This window comes from Streptomyces sp. NPDC127595, from assembly GCF_042671685.1.
Taxonomy (GTDB): Bacteria; Actinomycetota; Actinomycetes; order Streptomycetales; family Streptomycetaceae; genus Streptomyces.
Genome location: NZ_JBHXWK010000004.1, coordinates 328,160 through 343,792, shown reverse-complemented (window position 1 = coordinate 343,792; position 15,633 = coordinate 328,160). Strand labels below are relative to the sequence as shown.

The window sequence follows — 15,633 nt, the reverse complement described above, 5'->3', positions numbered from 1 at the left end:
GTTCGGTGCGCGGTGGCCCCGCGCTGGGTTCAGTGCGCGGTGATCCCGCGCTGGGTTCAGTGCGCGGTGAGCAGCGCCTCCGCGCCCACCGGGACGTAACCGGCCGCCTGGAACGCCCGCAGACTGCGGGCGTTCCCCGGTGACAACTGGGCCCACACCGGCTCGCCCCCGCCGAGTTGTCGCGCCGCCGCGGCCAGCGCACGCCCCAGCCCCCGATGCCGGGCGCCCTCGTCCACCTCCACCGCGGCCTCCAGCCGCCCGGCGACCCCGCGCCCCAGGATGACCACCCCACCGTCGGCGGCCCAGACCCGTACCTCGTCGCGGTGCTTGAGGGCGCGGGCCACCCGGTGATGCTCGGGATCGGCGACCTCGGTCAGCGCGAGCGGCGGGTCACCCGGGAGCGGCGCGGCGACGGCGAGCAGGTCGATCGTGTCGTTCGAGCGCGCCGTCCGGTCCATGAACGCGGCGAGGAACCGCGGGTTCATCGTCGCGGCGAGCGCGTCACAGTCGGTCCGGGCCAAGGTGTCGCGCACCCACTCCTCGTCCTCGTCGGTGAAGACGACGGAGTGCGCGGTGAAGGCGAGGACCCCGGCGTCGCGGTGGGAGTGCTGGCGTACGACGGTCGTGCCGCCGTCGGCCGGCGGGAAGACGCCCCGCGCCGCCGCGTCCAGAATGTCCCGCAGAGTGTCAGCCACGACGCCCCGTCCCTCTCACTTGAGTCTCCACCCACTGGAAGGCCCAGACTCCCAGACATGATCGAAGACGGCACCGGACTGTTCACCATCGGAGAGCTCGCCCGGAGCACGGGTCTGTCGGTGCGCACCATCCGCTACTGGTCGGACGAGGGCGCGCTGCCCCCGGTGGCCCGTTCGGCGGGTGGCTACCGGCTGTACGACGCCGCCTCCGTGGCCCGCCTCCAACTCATCCGTACGTTGCGGGAGTTGGGCCTCGGACTGAACGACGTACGCCGTGTCCTGGCGGGCGAGACCACGGTCGCGGAGGTCGCGGCCACACACGTCGCCGCACTGGACGCGCAGATCCGATCCCTGAAGGTGACCCGGGCGGTGCTGTCGACCGTGGCGCGACGCGGCTCGACCGCGGAGGAGATGACCCTGATGAACAAGCTGGCGCGGCTGTCGGCCGCCGAACGGCGGCGGATCACCGACGACTTCATGGAGGAGACCTTCGCGGGCCTCGACACCGCCGACCCCGACATCCGTACCCGGATGCGGTTCGGCATCGCCGAGCTGCCCGAGGACCCCACGCCCGCGCAGGTGGACGCCTGGGTCGAACTGGCGGAAATGTTGCAGGACCTGGGCTTCCGCGCGCGTATGCGGCAGATGATCGAGTTCAACGCGGCGGACCGGGGGACGATGGAGCGGGCCGGCACCTCCCTGTGGTTCATGAGCCGACTGGTGCAGCTCGCCGTCGAGGCACGGGAACGGGGCGTCGCCCCCGAGTCGCCCGAGGCCGAGGAGGTGCTGGCCGCGCTGCTGGGCAACGCCGACCGGGCCGTCGTACTGGAACGCATGGAGTCTGCCGCGCAGCTGGAAGTGGCCCGCTTCCGGGAGCTGAACGCGCTGGTCCGGGGTACGGAGCCGCTGTCCGCGCACCGTGAGGAGTTCGCCTGGGTGGTCGCCGCACTGCGCGCCCGGACGGCCGGTTAATCTGACCTCCGTACACATGGCGGTAATGCACTACGAAGGGGCGGACCGGTGGCGGACATCGAGGAAGCACGCAAGCATTTCGAGCGGATCGACACGGACGGGGACGGGTTCATCACCGCTGCCGAGTTCAAGACGGCCCTCGCCCAGGGCGGGGACTGGAACGTCACCGAGACGGTCGCGGAGGCCGTGATCGCCAGCCGTGACCTCAACGGCGACAAGCTCCTGTCGTTCGAGGAGTTCTGGGCCCACCTCAACAAGTGAGCCATGCGCAGAGGGGCGTCGCCGTGTTGCGGGGGCGCCCCTCCTGCATGCGCTGCCGAGCCGGGCCACTCGTTCGCCGTAGCCGGCGGAATAGCGGGTCCGGCCCCTGCGGTTGATGATCTGTGTCAGGAGCATCCACCCCAGAAGGGTCTGTCTCATGAAGATCGGCATCATCGGCGCGGGCAACATCGGCGGCAACCTCACCCGGCGTCTCACCACCCTCGGCCACGACGTCTCCGTCGCGAACTCCCGCGGCCCGGAGACCCTCGCCGCCCTGGCGGAGGAGACCGGCGCGACAGCCGTGAAGGTCGAGGACGCGGCGCGCGGAGCCGAGATCGTCGTGATCACGATCCCCGTGAAGGCGGTGCCGGACCTGCCGTCCGGTCTGCTCGACGAGGCGGCGGACGGGGTCACGGTCATCGACACCGGGAACTACTACCCGCAGCAGCGCGACGGCAGGATCGCCGCCATCGAGGACGACGGCCTCACCGAGAGCCGCTGGACGGCCCAGCAGATCGGCCACCCCGTCATCAAGGCCTTCAACGGCATCTACGCCCAGAACCTCCTGGACCTCCCCCGCCCGGCGGGCGCCGCCGACCGCATCGCCCTCCCGGTCGCCGGCGACGACGAGACCGCCAAGCGCGTCGTCCGCGCCCTCATCGACGAACTCGGCTTCGACACCGTGGACGCCGGCGGCCTCGACGACTCCTGGCGCCAGCAGCCCGGCACCCCCGTGTATGGCCTCGCGGAGGACACCGCCGCGGTCACGAAGGCCCTGGCCGACGCGTCACCGGAACGCCAGGCGGACTTCCGCGGCTGACGGGGCCTGGGAGGGGGGACGGGGAGGTCAGCCGGCCTTGGCCCAAGTCCGTAGCGCCGTCTTGGTGCTGAAGTCGGCGACGTTCTTGTCCAGAGGATCGTCGGTGTACTGGTGGAAGCGCCACTTCGCCTTGATACGGGGCTTGCCGGCCGTCACGTAGTCGGCGATCCACAGGCCGTCCCCCGCGTACGAGGTGCTGTCGACGTTGAGCCAGAAATTGCGGTTGCAGTAGAGCAGGACCCGGTGGTTCGGGCGGAGTTCCTTCACCTTGCGGATGAAGCGGTCCTTCTCGGCGTTGCTCGCGTGGGTGCCGTCGCCGGTCGTCTCCCAGTCGACGACGAGGAGGTCGCCCGCCTTCTCCGGGGCCTTGCTGAGGAAGTACTCGGCCTGGGCGGTGATGTTGCCGGGCCACAGGAAGTGGTAGAAGCCGACTACGCATTCGGCGTCGCGGGCCGTCTTCACCTGCGCGGTGAGCTTGGGATTGACGTACGAACGGCCTTCCGTCGCCTTGATGAAGACGAAGGAGAGACCGTCGGTGTCGTACGCCGACGTCTGGTAGGCGCTGACGTCGATGCCTCGCAGCATGTGGGGCCTCCGGGCGGTGGGGGACTGGAGGGGCAACTCCAGCGTTCCCCCTGGGCGGCCCGTCACCCCTGTTCACACCGTCGCGCCGGTCTGCCGGCCCCTACGGCGCCAACCCGGCGGTGAGGTCTCAGCCGTCCACCTCGTACTGCCCGACCTCCAGGAAGTAGCGCAACTCCTCCGGGGTGCCGTCCAGTGCCTGCTCCGCCGCCGCGCGCAGGGCGTCGCTGATGCCGGGACGGGCGAGGATCGCCGCGACGGCCACGCGATCGTCCTCGGCCTGGGCGAGCCGACGGCCGGTCTCCAGGAAGTAGGTCCTGTCCGCGGCGGTGCCGTCGAGAGCCTTCCCGGCTTCCCTGCGTACGGCCTTGCCGGTGGCGGGGTCGGCCAGGATCGTGGCGATGGCGACGGAGTTGTCCTCGTCCTGAGCGATCCAGCGGCCGGTCTGCAGGAAGTAGCTCCTGTCCGCGGCGGTGCCGTCGAGAGCCTTCCCGGCCTCCCTGCGCACGGCCTGGCCGGTGGCGGGATCGGCCAGGATTCTGGCTATCGCGACAGCGTTGTCCTCGTCGGTCGGTTCCGTCGCGGCCGACGAGGTGACGGGTGCGGACGCCGATGCGGTGGCCGTGGCGAAGGACGGCGTGGAGAGCAGCAGGGCCGGGGCCAGCGCGCTCGCGGCCACGACCAGTGCCGTACGGGTCAGTCTCATGTTCTTGTCCCCCCATGGGTCGAGAGTCGCCGACTGTTCTTCGTCAGCGACGAGATCATTTCAGGGGACTACCCCGCTCCACAGGCCCGGAACCGGCATCTTTCACGAGCAGTTCACCGAACTCACCGGCGCGAATCCGGCCCGCCCCGCGCACCGGAACCTGCTCCGGCCCGCGGACGACGGAGCACGGCTGCCCGAGCGACCGGCCAAGGAGTTCCGAGGCACGCCGCCGGTCCGGGGCACAAGGCGGCTCTCCCTTGCCTGGCGCATTGGTCTATTCCACACTGGCGTCGGCCGAAGCCTCCGCGGAGTCGGCCGCGCACCGATCGTAAGGCCGCCGCCGGTCAGCATCGACGGGTCGCGGTCATCGGACCAGGGGGATGCCATGTCGGAGATGACGTCGGTCGCGGGGCTTGTCCGAGGGGGTCCGGCGTGCGAGCCGGGCCCGTTGGGCGCACGGCTCCGGTCGTTTCGCAGACGGGCCGGGCTGAGCCAGGAGGTGACCGCCTCCCGGGCCGGGATCAGCACCAGGGCGCTGCGCGACATCGAGCGGGGCCGGGTCCAGCGGCCCCAGTCGCACACCCTCCGGTGCCTGGCCGACGTGCTGGGGCTGACGGGCGGCGAGCTTGCGGAACTGCGGGCCGCCGCCCGCACCGGGCCACCGCGCGGTGTCGGCCGGCCGCGCCTGCTGATCCTCGGCCCGCTCTCCCTCCAGCGCGGCCGGACCCCCGTCCCGGTCACCAGCCCGATGCTGCGCCGCCTGCTCGGGCTGCTTGCGCTCAGACACCCCGAACCCTCCCCCCAGCAGGAGATCGCCGACACCCTCTGGCCGTCGGGGCCGCCCAGCTCCCACCAGAGCCTGATCCACACCTACGTCAGCCAGGTCCGCCAGTTGCTTGATCCGGGCGGCCCGCGCACCGTCCCGCCGCCGACCGTCGTCCGGACGCCCACCGGCTACCTGTTGCAGGCCTCACGGAACCAGATCGACCTCGGCCACTTCGACGAACTGCTGGCCCAGGCGAAGCGCGTGCACCGCGCGCCGGACCCGGGGGCCGCGTACGAGTCGTTGACGCAGGCCCTGCAGTGGTGGCGGGGGCCGGTGCTCGCGGACGCGGAACCGGTGCTCCGCCGGCATCCGGCCGCGGTGGCGGCCAACGAGCGGCGGGTCAAGGCGGTGCTGCTGCACGCCGACGCGGCGTTGCTACTGCGCCGGCCCGAGGAGGCCGTCCCGGTGCTGTGGGACATGGTGAACACCGAGCCGCTGCACGAGGGTCTGCACGCCCGGCTGATCCTCACCCTCGCCAGCCGCGGGGAGCAGGCCGCCGCGCTCAACGTGTTCAGCCGCCTGCGCGACCGGCTCGACGAGGAACTGGGCATCGCACCCAGCGCGGAGGTCCGCGACGCCCACCTGCGGGTGCTGCGCCAGCAACTCCCTGGTGCGGGGCGGCCCGAGCATCTTGCGTCGGCCGACTACTACGCGTCGGCCGACTACCCGGCGCGGGGCGGCTATCCCGCGTCGGCCGGTCACGCCGCGCAGGGTGGCTACTCTGCGCCGGCCAGTTATTCCGCGCCGGTCGGATACCCCGTATCGGTCGGCTATCCCGCGTCGGCCGGTCATGCCGCTCAGGGCGGCCACTCCGCGCCCGCCGACCGGACGGAGCCGGTCGATGGCGTGAAGCCGTCCGGCCTCGCGGAGCGCGCGGTCGCGATGGAGCCGGTCGATCGCAGGGGGCCGTCCGCCCCGATGATGCCCGCCGCCCGTACGAAGCTGGCCGACGGTTTGGAGCCGTCCGGTCCCGCGGAGCGTGCCGTCCCGATGGAGCTGGTCGATGGCGTGAGGCTGGTCGACCGTGTGGAGCCCGCTGCCCCGACGATGCCGGCCGCCCGCGCGGTGCTGGCCGACGGTTTGGAGCCGTCCGGTCCCGCGGAGCGTGCCGTCCCGATGGAGCTGGTCGATGGCGTGAGGCTGGTCGACCGTGTGGAGCCCGCTGCCCCGACGATGCCGGCCGCCCGTACGGTGCTGGCCGACGGCTTGGAGCCGTCCGGTCCCGCGGAGCGTGCTGTCCCCATGGAGCTGGTCGACCGCGTGAGGCCGGTCGACCCTGTGGAGCCCGCCGCCCCGACGATGCCGGCCGCCCGTACGGTGCTGGCCGACGGCTTGGAGCCGTCCGGCCCTGCGGAGCGTGCCGTCCCGACGGAGCTGGTCGACCGCGTGAGGCTGGTCGACCGTGCGGAGCCCGCCGCCCCGACGATGCCGGCCGCCCGCACGGTGCTGGCCGACGGCTTGGAGCCGTCCGGTCCCGCGGAACGTGCCGTCCCGACGGAGCTGGTCGACCGCGTGAGGCTGGTCGACCGTGCGGAGCCCGCCGCCCCGACGAAGCCGGCCGCCCGTACGAAGCTGGCCGACGGCATGGAGCCGTCCGGCATGCCGTCGGCCGGCATGGCGTCGGCCGGCATGGCGTCGGCCGGCATGGCGTCGGCCGGCCCCACGGAGCCGGCCGTCCACCCCGCGCCGACCGCCCGCACGGCGCCCCCCGGCCCCCACCCCGTCCAACTCCCCGCCAGGTCCGCCTTCTACGTCGGACGGCGGTGCCAGATGCGGGAGCTGGACGTCCTCGTCTCGTCCGACCCGGCGCGCCGGTCGCATGTGGTGGCCGTGGTGGGCGCGCCCGGCGTCGGCAAGACCGCGCTCGCCGCGCACTGGGCGCAGGCGCGGCGCGTGCACTTCGTGGACGGGCAGCTCTTCGTCGACCTGCGTGGTCACTCCCCGCTGCCGACGCTGCGCCCCCGTGACGTCCTGGCGCAGTTCCTCCGGGCACTGGGCGCTCCGCCCGACCAACTGCCCACGGACGAGGACGAGGCCGCGGCGCTGTACCGCACGCTGCTCGCCGACAAGCGGATGCTGATCGTGCTGGACAACGCGCGCGACGCCGAGCAGGTCAGGCCGCTCATCCCGGGCGCCCGGGGCTGCGCGGTGGTGATCACCAGTCGCAGCCAGCTCGCCGGGCTGGTCGCGAGCGACGGCGCCCACCAGCTCCGGCTGGACGTGCTCGATCCGGACGAGGCCCGCCAACTGCTGGGCAGCATCGTCGGCGAGAGCCGGGTCGCGGCCGAGGAAGAGGCGGCCCGCAGACTCGTACGGCTGTGCGGTGGCCTGCCGTCGGCCATCCGGATCGCCGGTGCCGACCTGCTGACCCGCAAGGCCGAAATCGCCGAGTACTGCGCCGAGTTGGCGGGTGACGACATGCTCGGCCGACCGCACATCGAAGGGGACCGGCGCTCGCCGGTGCGGGCCGCCCTCGGCCTCTCCTACCGCGCGCTCCCGGCCGCGGCCCAGCGGATGTTCCGGCTCCTCAGCCTGATGCCCGGCCCGGACGTCACCGCGGACGGCGCCGCGGCGCTGGCGGACTCGACCTCGGCCGAAGCAGCCCGACTGCTGGTGAGCCTGACGGACGCGGATCTGGTGCAGGAACGGGCGGCCGGCCGGTTCGGGCCGCACGACCTGTTGCGCTCCTACGCCCGCGAGCTGGTCAGCCGACAGGAGGCGTACGCCGCCCGGCAGCGGCTCTTCGACTGGTACCTCTACCACGCCGATGCAGCGGCCCGACTGCTCCACCGGCCGCAGCCCGCGGCGGCCCCGTCCGCCGGTACGGTGCCCTCGGCCGCGCTGGTCCTCGCGGGCCACGGCCAGGCCTCGGAGTGGCTGGACAGCGAGCGGGAGAACCTGGTCGGCGCGGTCCTCCAGGCGTCCGGCGCGGGCTTCACCACCGTCGCCTGGCGGCTGGCGGAGACCCTGCACGGCCATCTCTCGGTGGGGAAGTACACCGGCGACTGCCTCAAGGTCGCGACCGCCGGCCTGTTCGCCGCCGTTGCCGACGGCGAGCCGGAGGCCCAGGCCGCCGCTCAGTTGCGCCGCGCCGAATGCCACTGGGCGCTGGCGAACAACGCGGAGGCCCTTGAGCTGTTCGGCAGTGCGCTGGAGCTCGCGCGGCAGGCCGGCTGGCTCGACGGGCAGGTACTGGCGCTGCGTCGCATCGCCGCGGCGCACCAGAAGAACGGCGCGATGCGGTCTGCTTACGACCACCTCTCCCAGGCTCGTGAACTCACCCGGCGCGGCAACGGTTCGGAGACCGCCGCCGATGTCACCAACCTGGGGCTGATCTGCTGGAAGCTCGGCCGGCTGAACGAGGCCGCCGAGCACTTCTCCCACGTGGCCCAGCTCTTCCGCGACCTCAACTCGGCTGGTGGGAAACGAACTCGCCCACCGGCCTGGGGAGCGACGACCGTACGCCGGGACGTCCCGGGGACGCGATCCGGGAGCTCGACGAGAGCCTGCCGCTCCACCTGAGCCCGCGGGCAGTCGTGCGCGCGCGAGGCGGAGGTTCGGGACGCTCGAAGGCCGTGGGCTCGAGGTACCTTGCCCGCGCACGGATGAACTCGAGCTTTGTCGTGCCCCCGACCCGACCGGGCGGCACGACAACTGCTCCGGCAATTGCACCAGTTCTGCCGGTTCCAGTGGGCGGATCGGCGGCGACCGGCAGAACCACAGGTCAGCGCCGGTGCGTTCGGCCGGGATAGGCATCCCGGTGGCCTCCCCGCCCTCTGGTCCGGCTGTAGGGGCCCGACCAGGCCGCCTCCGTAGGCTGGTCGCACCGCAAGGCCGTTCCCCGTGCCGATTCATGAGGTGACACGTTGCAACAGCTCACGGTGCCGTTCGCCGCCGACCGTGCGGGGCGTTCCGGGCCCCTCTCCTTCGGTCCCGCCAACATCATCCACGCGCTCAGAGTGAGGTGACGATGGAATCCGCGGCACAGACCTCAGGTCAGGAAGCCCAACGGTCCGCCGAGGTGGACGAGTTCGTCGTCACCTTCTACGAACGCACCATCGGACGTGCGGACTTCAGCCCGTCCGGGATCGCCGAGGAGCTCGGCGTCCCGCAGCGGCGCGCCGACCAGGCGGTCGACGTGCTGCGCGAACTGCGCCTGGTCAAGCCGGCGGACGGCGGCACGGACCGGCTGGTCGCGGTCAGCCCGGAGGTCGCCCAGGTGGAACTGCTGGTCCCCCTGGAACGGGAGATCTTCGACAGTCGTCGCCGACTCGCCGGATTCAAGGGGCAGTTGAGCTCCTTCGTGGCCGCGTTCCAGAAGCAGGCCAGGACCCGCGCCGAGCCGGTGGTGATCACCGACGACCGGCAGGAGATCGAACTACGGCTGCTGGAGGCCGCACAGGGCTGCACCACCGAGGTCCTGGTGATGCAGCCCTGTGTGGCCCACGAGACCCGCGAGCTGCGGCTGGCCCGTCCACTGGTGCTTGAGGCGCTGCGGCGCGGCGCCCGGGGGCGGATCCTCTACCCCCACACCGCCCGCGGCGACTCCGACACCCGCGCGCACATCGGTGAACTCCTGCCGGCCGGTGGGCAGGTGCGCACCACCAAGGAGGTGCGCGACCGCTTCCTGGTCTTCGACCGGAAGACAGCTTTCATCCCGGCCGGTGAGGGCGAGGCGATCGCCGTCGTCTACGAGGAGGCGGTCGCCGCCTTCCTGGCCGGGCTGCACGCCCGGGTCTGGGAGTCGGCGTTCGACGTCGACTCCGGCGCGGCCGGTTATGCCGGGACCCTGGAGGACCTGAAGGCGACCCTGCTCGACCTGCTGGCCTCCGGGGCCAAGGACGAGGTGATCGCACGGCGGGTCGGCATGTCCGAGCGGACCTTCCGCCGCCATGTGGCCACGATCATGCAGGACCTGTCGGCCACCAGCCGCTTCCAGGCCGGCGTACTGGCCGCCCGCACCGGCCTGGTCGACCTTGCCCTGAGGAGCGCCGCATGAGCCGGTCCGACCAACTAACGGGTCGCGCGCATGAGCCTGTCCGGCCACTCGCGGTTCGCGCGCATGAGCCGGTTCGGCCAGCCCGAGGGGAGCGTCCAATGGGCTGCTTCGACCAACCCTTGGGAAGCGTCCAATGGGCCGCGTCAACCAACGCGTGGGGAGCGTCTGATGAGCCGCTTCGGCCCACCTGTGGGGGAGCGTCCAATGGGCCGCGTCAACCAACGCGTGGGGAGCGTCTGATGAGCCGCTTCGACCCACCCGTGGGGGAGCGTCCAATGGGCTGCTTCAACCAACTCGTGGGGAGCGCCTGATGAGCCGCTTCAACCAAACCGTGGGGAGCGCCCGATGAGCCGCCTCCACCAACCCGTGGGGAGCCCCGCATGAGCCGTTTCGTCCACCTCGCGTACACCTCCGCGGTGCGCGAGGTCCAGCAAGAGATGGGCAGTGCCACGGCGGCCGACCGCCAACTGCGGGCGCCGAGCGAGGGGGCCGATCCGCTCACCGGCGCCGAGGCCGACTTCATCGGCGGCCTCGACGGCTTCCTGTTCGCCAGTGTGAGCGAGACCGGCTGGCCGTACATCCAGTTCCGGGGCGGCCCGGCGGGCTTCGTGCACGTCCTGGACGAGCGCACCCTCGGCTATCTGTCCGTCCGGGGCAACCGTCAGTACATCACCACCGGCAACCTGCGCGGCGACGACCGGGTCGCGCTCTTCTTCATCGACCACGCCCGCCAGACCCGCCTCAAGGTGTTCGGCCACGCGACCGCCGTGCCGGCCGGCGACGACCCCGCGCTCGCCGAGCGGCTGAACTCGCCCCGCAGCGAGGGCACGGTCGAACACCTCATCACCATCCAGGTCGAGGCGTACGCCTGGAACTGCCCCAACCACATCACCCCCCGCTTCAGCCAACGCGAAGTCGACGACGCCCTGGCCCCGGTCCGCGACCGCATGGCGCGGCTGGAGCAGGAGAACGCCGCCCTGCGCGCGGAACTCGCTGCGCGCCACGAAGCATCCGGCAGGGCTGCGCACTGACCGAATTCGGCAGCCGGTTTCGGGCGTTGAGAAACCTGTGCGGGAATCCCTACTGTGGGAACCGCAAAGAGACCCCGAAGCGAACGGAGACATCGCGCGATGGTCAGCGATGTAATCGACCGAAACGACCGGTTCCGGGGAATCCTGGACCGACTCGCCAGCAAAGCGATCGACGACTACTACAACCCGTACCGGCTCTTCGAGTGGCCGGATCAACTCCCCGAGGATATGTGGTGGATGAGCCCCGAGCTCACCACCACGTACGGGACGGAATGGGCCGAGAAGCTCACTCCGCAACAGCTCCACACGCTTTCCAAACATGAGAGCATCAATTTCTACAGCCTGAATGTGCACGGTATCCGGGAGCTGCTCATCGAGGTGGTCGGCCGGATCCACACCGCCGGTTTTGAAACACCGTCGGAATTCTTCCACCATTTCATCGGTGAGGAGAATGAGCACATGTGGTTCTTCGCCGAATTCTGCCTCCGTTACGGCAAGAAGATCTACCGGCAGCCGGCCGGTGCGGAGACGACGGGCCCGGGTGCGTCCGGTTCCGCGGCCAAGATCCAGAGCCTGCTGGTGTTCGCCCGCATCCTGATCTTCGAGGAGCTGGTCGACCACTTCAACTCGCAGATGGGCGAGGACGAGCGGCTGCACGAGACGATCCGCGGCATCAACCGGATCCACCACCAGGACGAGTCCCGGCACATCGCCTTCGGCCGCGAACTGGTCGACCTGCTGTACCAGGACCTGAAGGAGACCGCCACCGAGCAGGAGCTTGCCGACATCTCCACCTACCTGCGCCGGTACCTGAAGCACAGCTTCGACTCCCTCTACAACCCGCAGGTCTACCGCGACGCCGGCCTGGAGCGCCCGCACGAGCTGCGCCGCGCCCTGCTGGACTCGCCGGCCCGGGCCGCGGCCGAGCTGCGCACCTTCCGCAAGACCGCCAAGTTCCTCGAGAGGACGGGACTCATCCGATGAGCCGCCCGACGACGAACCGCCCTACGGCGAATCTCGCAACGACGAACCGCCTCACCGGAAGCGACGGTTCACCCGCACTGGCCATCCTCGGGCCGCAGGCCACCCGGCTCGTCAGGGAGCTCGACCGGGTCTTCACCGACTGGGGCCTCGCGGCCGGCGCCGAGGAGATCAGCGCCCCACCGCTCTTCCCGGTGACAGACCTGGAGAAGTTCGACGTCTACACCAACTTCCCGCACCTCGCCTGGGTGGCCGGTTCACTGGACCTGACGGGCGATCAGTTCAAGCCGGTGGAGGGCCGGTTCGGCCCCGGCGCGGTGACCGAGGCACGATACGGACTGCCGCACGCCACCTGCTATGGCGCGTACCTCTTCCACGAGGGCGGCCAGGTCGCCGACGACACCCTGGTGACCCTGGTCAACCGCTGCTTCCGGAACGAGGACCACTACGACGGGCTGCGCCGCCTCGCCAGCTTCCAGATGCGCGAGATCGTCGCACTCGGCTCCTACGAGCACACCCAGCAGGTGCTGGCCGGCTTCACCGAGCGGATCCAGTCCTTCGCCGCCGGGCTCGGGATCGGCCTCGGCAAGGTACCGGCCGGCGACCCGTTCTTCCGCAACGACAACGGCCGCGCGCTGCTGCAGAAGCTCAGCCCGGTCAAGTACGAGTTCCAGTACGGGGAGTTGGCGATCGCCTCGGTCAACACCCACCGCAACTTCTTCGGCGAGCGGTGCGGTATCCGGCTGGCGTCCGGCGAGCATGCCTACACATCCTGTGTGGCCTTCGGTCTTGAGCGCTGGCTCGCCGTCCTGACCGAGCACTTCGACGAAGATCTCGACGCCGCGCAGGCCGCCGTACGCGCCGCTGCCGCCGAAGTGCCGTGACGCAGCCGCGGATCGGCGTCGACCTCGTGCCGCTCTCCCGGGTCCGCGAGCTGCTGGACCCCGGCATCGGGCCGGTGCTCAGCCGGTTCCTCTCCGCCGAGGAACTGACCGTGTCCCGGACGCCGGACGGCGCACCCGACCAGGCCGGGATCGCCGGACGGCTGGCCGCCAAGGAGGCCGTCTTCAAACTTCTCGGCGCCGTCGGAAGGCCGGTGCCCTGGCAGGGCATCGAGGTCCTGCGCGGTCCCGGCGGCCGGCCCGGGGTCCGACTCTCCGGTGGAGTCGCCGAGTTGGCACGCGACGCCGGTCTCGGCCCGATCGACGTCAGCATCAGCCACGACGGTGACTTCGCGATCGCCGTCGCGGCCGCCACCAGCTCGCTCGACCACACCAGCTTGCCCGACCACACCAGCTCGCCGAATCACTCCGCCTCGCTCGACCCCACCGCCTCGCTCGATCACCACCTCTGATCCGAAGGGAATGCCGTGAGCGCCGCAGGTATCGACAAGGTCCGGGACTGGATCCTCGGCCGTCACCCCGAACGCACCGAGCTCGCCGCCGACGTCGACCTCATCGAGAGCCGGCTGGTCGACTCGCTCGCCTTCGTCGAACTCGTCTACACCATCGAGGACGCCGCAGGCATCGAGGTCGACTTCGACAACATCGACATCGAGGACTTCCAGACCCTGGCGACCATCGAGAAGGCGTTCTTCGCCTGATCCCGAGGGGGGATCTTCACCATGGATGCAGTCTCGTACACCGCACAGTGGATGGCCGCGGCCCGCGCCCAGGAGTCCGAGCGGGAGGACGCGCTGTTCGTCGACCCGCTCGCCCGCGAACTGGCCGCGCCCAGGGGCTTCGAGCTGATCGAGCGCTACGCCGGCGGCGGCCTGCTGCCGTTCATCTCCATCAGGACCAGGTTCCTTGACGATGCCATCCGGGACGTCCTCGCCGAGAGCGGGATCCAGCAGGTGGTGCTGATAGCGGCGGGCATGGACACCCGGGCGTTCCGGCTCGACTGGCCGGACGGCACCGAGGTCTACGAGGTCGACCACGCCCTGCTGATCGCCGAGAAGCGCCGCCGGCTGGATGCGCTCGGGGCCGAGCCGCGCGTCGACCGGCGCGAGGTTTCCGCCGACCTCACCCAGGACTGGCTGCCCTTCCTGGAGGCAGCGGGCTTCGACCGCGAACGCCCGACCCTGTGGGTGGCCGAGGCGCTCACCTTCTTCCTCACCGAGGAGCAGGCCGCCGGACTACTGCGCCTGCTCGCCTCCGCCTCGGCCCCCGGCAGCCACCTGGCCTTCGACATCCTGGGACGCGCCCTGCTGCGCAGCCCGTTCTCGAAGGCATTCCTGGACACCCTCGCCGCCGACGGCACACCGTGGATCTTCGGCTCCGACGAGCCCGAGGAGTTCCTGACGGCGAACGGCTGGAAGACCACCGACCTGCGCGAGCCCGGCCAGCCAGGCGCCGGTGAGGGCCGCTGGCCGTACGAGGTTCAGCCGAGGAACCGCCGTGGCGCCAACCGGCTGTGGCTGATCCGCGCCGAGATAGCGACGTCCTGATGAGCAGTCCGACCGCCGAACGCCGGATCACCCTGGAGCGGATCGAGTCGTACCTGCCCGAGCGGAGCGTGCGGATCGAGGAGCTGGGCGAGCTTCTTGGCCTGCGCCGGGCCGAACTCGGCGTGTTCCGCAAGTTCTACGGCCTGGACACGCTCCGCTTCGACCCCGAGCTCTCGCTGCTCGACCTGCTGCGGCCCGCCGCCCGCGAGGCCCTGGCCACCCTGCCTGAGGGCGGCCAGGTCGACTACCTGGCCTACGCCCACACCACCCAGGCGGTGGCCCCGGCCGACGTGGACATCGCCCAGGTGGTCCGCGACGACCTCGGTCTCACCCGCACCGAGGCGTTCGGCCTCAGCCACCAGGCCTGCGTCAGCAGCCTGGGCGCCATCGAAGTACTCGGCGAACTGCTCCGCGCGGAGGGTGCCGAGGGCTCGTACGCCCTGATGGTCACCGGAGAGCGGGCGTACTCGCCGATCGTCCAGCACGTGCCCAACACCGCGATCATGGCCGACGCCTCGGCGTCCTGCCTGATCACCCTGGACGGTGACGGCGACGTGGTCAGGTCCTTCGCCACCCGGACGCTCGGCGAGTACGCCCAGTGGCTGGAGCTGACCCCCGAGCAGAACACCGAGTTCGGGGAGCAGTACGGCAGCAGGATCGCCGAGGTCATCCACCAGGCCCTGACAGAGGCCGGGTTGACGCTCGACGAGGTCGACCTGGTGATCCCGCACAACGTCAACAAGCTGGCCTGGCGGCAGACCATCAAGGAGCTGGAGGTGGCGCCGGAGAAGGTCTTCCTGGACAACGTCCCGCGCTACAGCCACACTTTCGCCTCCGACGTCTTCGTCAACTACACGACCCTGCGCGACGCCGGCCGCCTGGTGGACGGCGCGCACTACCTGCTGGTCTCCGTCGGTCTCGGCGCCACCTTCGGCGCGATGGTGATCACCCACCGTGCGGCGGCGGGTGATGCCGGATGAACCGTCAGGAACTGCTGGTCACCATCGAGAAGGCGCTCAGCGAGGTCCTGGAGCGGCCGATCACCGGGCTCAAGGAGGAGACCGCACTCTTCGACGAACTGCAGCTCACCTCCCTCGCCGTGCTGGGGTTGCTGATGACCGTCGAGGAGGCGACCGGGATCTCGGTCGATCCGGAGGAGCTCGACATCGACCATCTGCGGACGATGGGGTCCTTCGCGGACTACGTCGAGGCCGCGCTCCGCGAGGAAGAGGGGCCGTCATGAGCGGGCTCGCCGTGCTCGGCGAAGACGAAGGAGACGTCATGAGCGGGCTCGCAGTCCGGGCCGCAGAA

16 protein-coding genes are annotated in these 15,633 nt (G+C 71.0%); 13 read left to right on the top strand and 3 right to left on the bottom strand.

Annotated features, from left to right (window positions below):
* Positions 1–56: 56 nt before the first annotated feature.
* Positions 57–695 (bottom strand): GNAT family N-acetyltransferase, encoded by a 639-nt coding sequence (locus tag ACFVKT_RS15710; protein WP_385731634.1) that lies wholly within the window; start codon positions 693–695, stop codon positions 57–59.
* Positions 696–752: 57 nt separating this feature from the next.
* Here ACFVKT_RS15710 and ACFVKT_RS15705 point away from each other — a divergent pair, with 57 nt between their 5' ends.
* From ACFVKT_RS15705 to ACFVKT_RS15695, 3 genes are all read left to right on the top strand, one after another.
* Positions 753–1,667, top strand: coding sequence for a MerR family transcriptional regulator (locus ACFVKT_RS15705; RefSeq protein WP_385731632.1), 915 nt, complete (start codon positions 753–755; stop codon positions 1,665–1,667).
* Positions 1,668–1,715: 48 nt separating this feature from the next.
* Entirely contained in the window at positions 1,716–1,928 is a 213-nt protein-coding gene (locus ACFVKT_RS15700) for an EF-hand domain-containing protein (RefSeq protein WP_385731630.1), read from the top strand.
* A gap of 157 nt (positions 1,929–2,085) precedes the next feature.
* Positions 2,086–2,748 (top strand): NADPH-dependent F420 reductase, encoded by a 663-nt coding sequence (locus ACFVKT_RS15695; RefSeq protein WP_385731628.1) that lies wholly within the window; start codon positions 2,086–2,088, stop codon positions 2,746–2,748.
* Positions 2,749–2,775: 27 nt separating this feature from the next.
* Here ACFVKT_RS15695 and ACFVKT_RS15690 read toward each other — a convergent pair whose 3' ends face one another.
* Positions 2,776–3,333, bottom strand: a complete 558-nt coding sequence (locus ACFVKT_RS15690) for a glycoside hydrolase family 25 protein (protein WP_385731626.1) — start codon at positions 3,331–3,333, stop codon at positions 2,776–2,778.
* A 127-nt stretch (positions 3,334–3,460) separates the two neighbouring features.
* Positions 3,461–4,036: an ALF repeat-containing protein gene (locus ACFVKT_RS15685; RefSeq protein WP_385731624.1), complete on the bottom strand. Its 576-nt coding sequence runs from the start codon at positions 4,034–4,036 to the stop codon at positions 3,461–3,463.
* Between ACFVKT_RS15685 and ACFVKT_RS15680 the strand changes: the two genes are divergently transcribed.
* The 10 genes from ACFVKT_RS15680 (at position 4,035) to ACFVKT_RS15635 (ending at position 15,565) form a co-directional block, all read left to right on the top strand.
* Positions 4,035–8,384, top strand: coding sequence for a BTAD domain-containing putative transcriptional regulator (locus ACFVKT_RS15680; protein ID WP_385731622.1), 4,350 nt, complete (start codon positions 4,035–4,037; stop codon positions 8,382–8,384). The genes ACFVKT_RS15685 and ACFVKT_RS15680 overlap by 2 nt on opposite strands.
* A gap of 448 nt (positions 8,385–8,832) precedes the next feature.
* Positions 8,833–9,861: a LuxR C-terminal-related transcriptional regulator gene (locus ACFVKT_RS15675; RefSeq protein ID WP_385731620.1), complete on the top strand. Its 1,029-nt coding sequence runs from the start codon at positions 8,833–8,835 to the stop codon at positions 9,859–9,861.
* A 380-nt stretch (positions 9,862–10,241) separates the two neighbouring features.
* Complete coding sequence (locus ACFVKT_RS15670) at positions 10,242–10,892, top strand: pyridoxamine 5'-phosphate oxidase family protein (protein ID WP_385731618.1); 651 nt, start codon at positions 10,242–10,244, stop codon at positions 10,890–10,892.
* A 99-nt stretch (positions 10,893–10,991) separates the two neighbouring features.
* Positions 10,992–11,876 (top strand): diiron oxygenase, encoded by an 885-nt coding sequence (locus ACFVKT_RS15665; RefSeq protein WP_385731616.1) that lies wholly within the window; start codon positions 10,992–10,994, stop codon positions 11,874–11,876.
* Positions 11,873–12,757 carry a hypothetical protein gene (locus tag ACFVKT_RS15660; RefSeq protein ID WP_385731614.1) on the top strand — a complete coding sequence of 295 codons (885 nt, stop codon included), beginning with the start codon at positions 11,873–11,875 and terminating at the stop codon, positions 12,755–12,757. Before ACFVKT_RS15665 ends, ACFVKT_RS15660 begins: the two co-directional genes overlap by 4 nt.
* Entirely contained in the window at positions 12,754–13,227 is a 474-nt protein-coding gene (locus ACFVKT_RS15655; RefSeq protein ID WP_385731612.1) for a holo-ACP synthase, read from the top strand. Before ACFVKT_RS15660 ends, ACFVKT_RS15655 begins: the two co-directional genes overlap by 4 nt.
* A gap of 15 nt (positions 13,228–13,242) precedes the next feature.
* Positions 13,243–13,476, top strand: coding sequence for an acyl carrier protein (locus ACFVKT_RS15650; RefSeq protein WP_365429316.1), 234 nt, complete (start codon positions 13,243–13,245; stop codon positions 13,474–13,476).
* Between the two features lie 21 nt (positions 13,477–13,497).
* Complete coding sequence (locus tag ACFVKT_RS15645; RefSeq protein ID WP_385731610.1) at positions 13,498–14,322, top strand: class I SAM-dependent methyltransferase; 825 nt, start codon at positions 13,498–13,500, stop codon at positions 14,320–14,322.
* Complete coding sequence (locus tag ACFVKT_RS15640) at positions 14,322–15,302, top strand: 3-oxoacyl-ACP synthase III family protein (RefSeq protein WP_385731608.1); 981 nt, start codon at positions 14,322–14,324, stop codon at positions 15,300–15,302. The genes ACFVKT_RS15645 and ACFVKT_RS15640 overlap by 1 nt, the downstream gene beginning before the upstream one ends.
* Positions 15,299–15,565, top strand: a complete 267-nt coding sequence (locus ACFVKT_RS15635; RefSeq protein WP_385731606.1) for an acyl carrier protein — start codon at positions 15,299–15,301, stop codon at positions 15,563–15,565. Before ACFVKT_RS15640 ends, ACFVKT_RS15635 begins: the two co-directional genes overlap by 4 nt.
* The last annotated feature ends 68 nt before the right edge of the window (positions 15,566–15,633 follow it).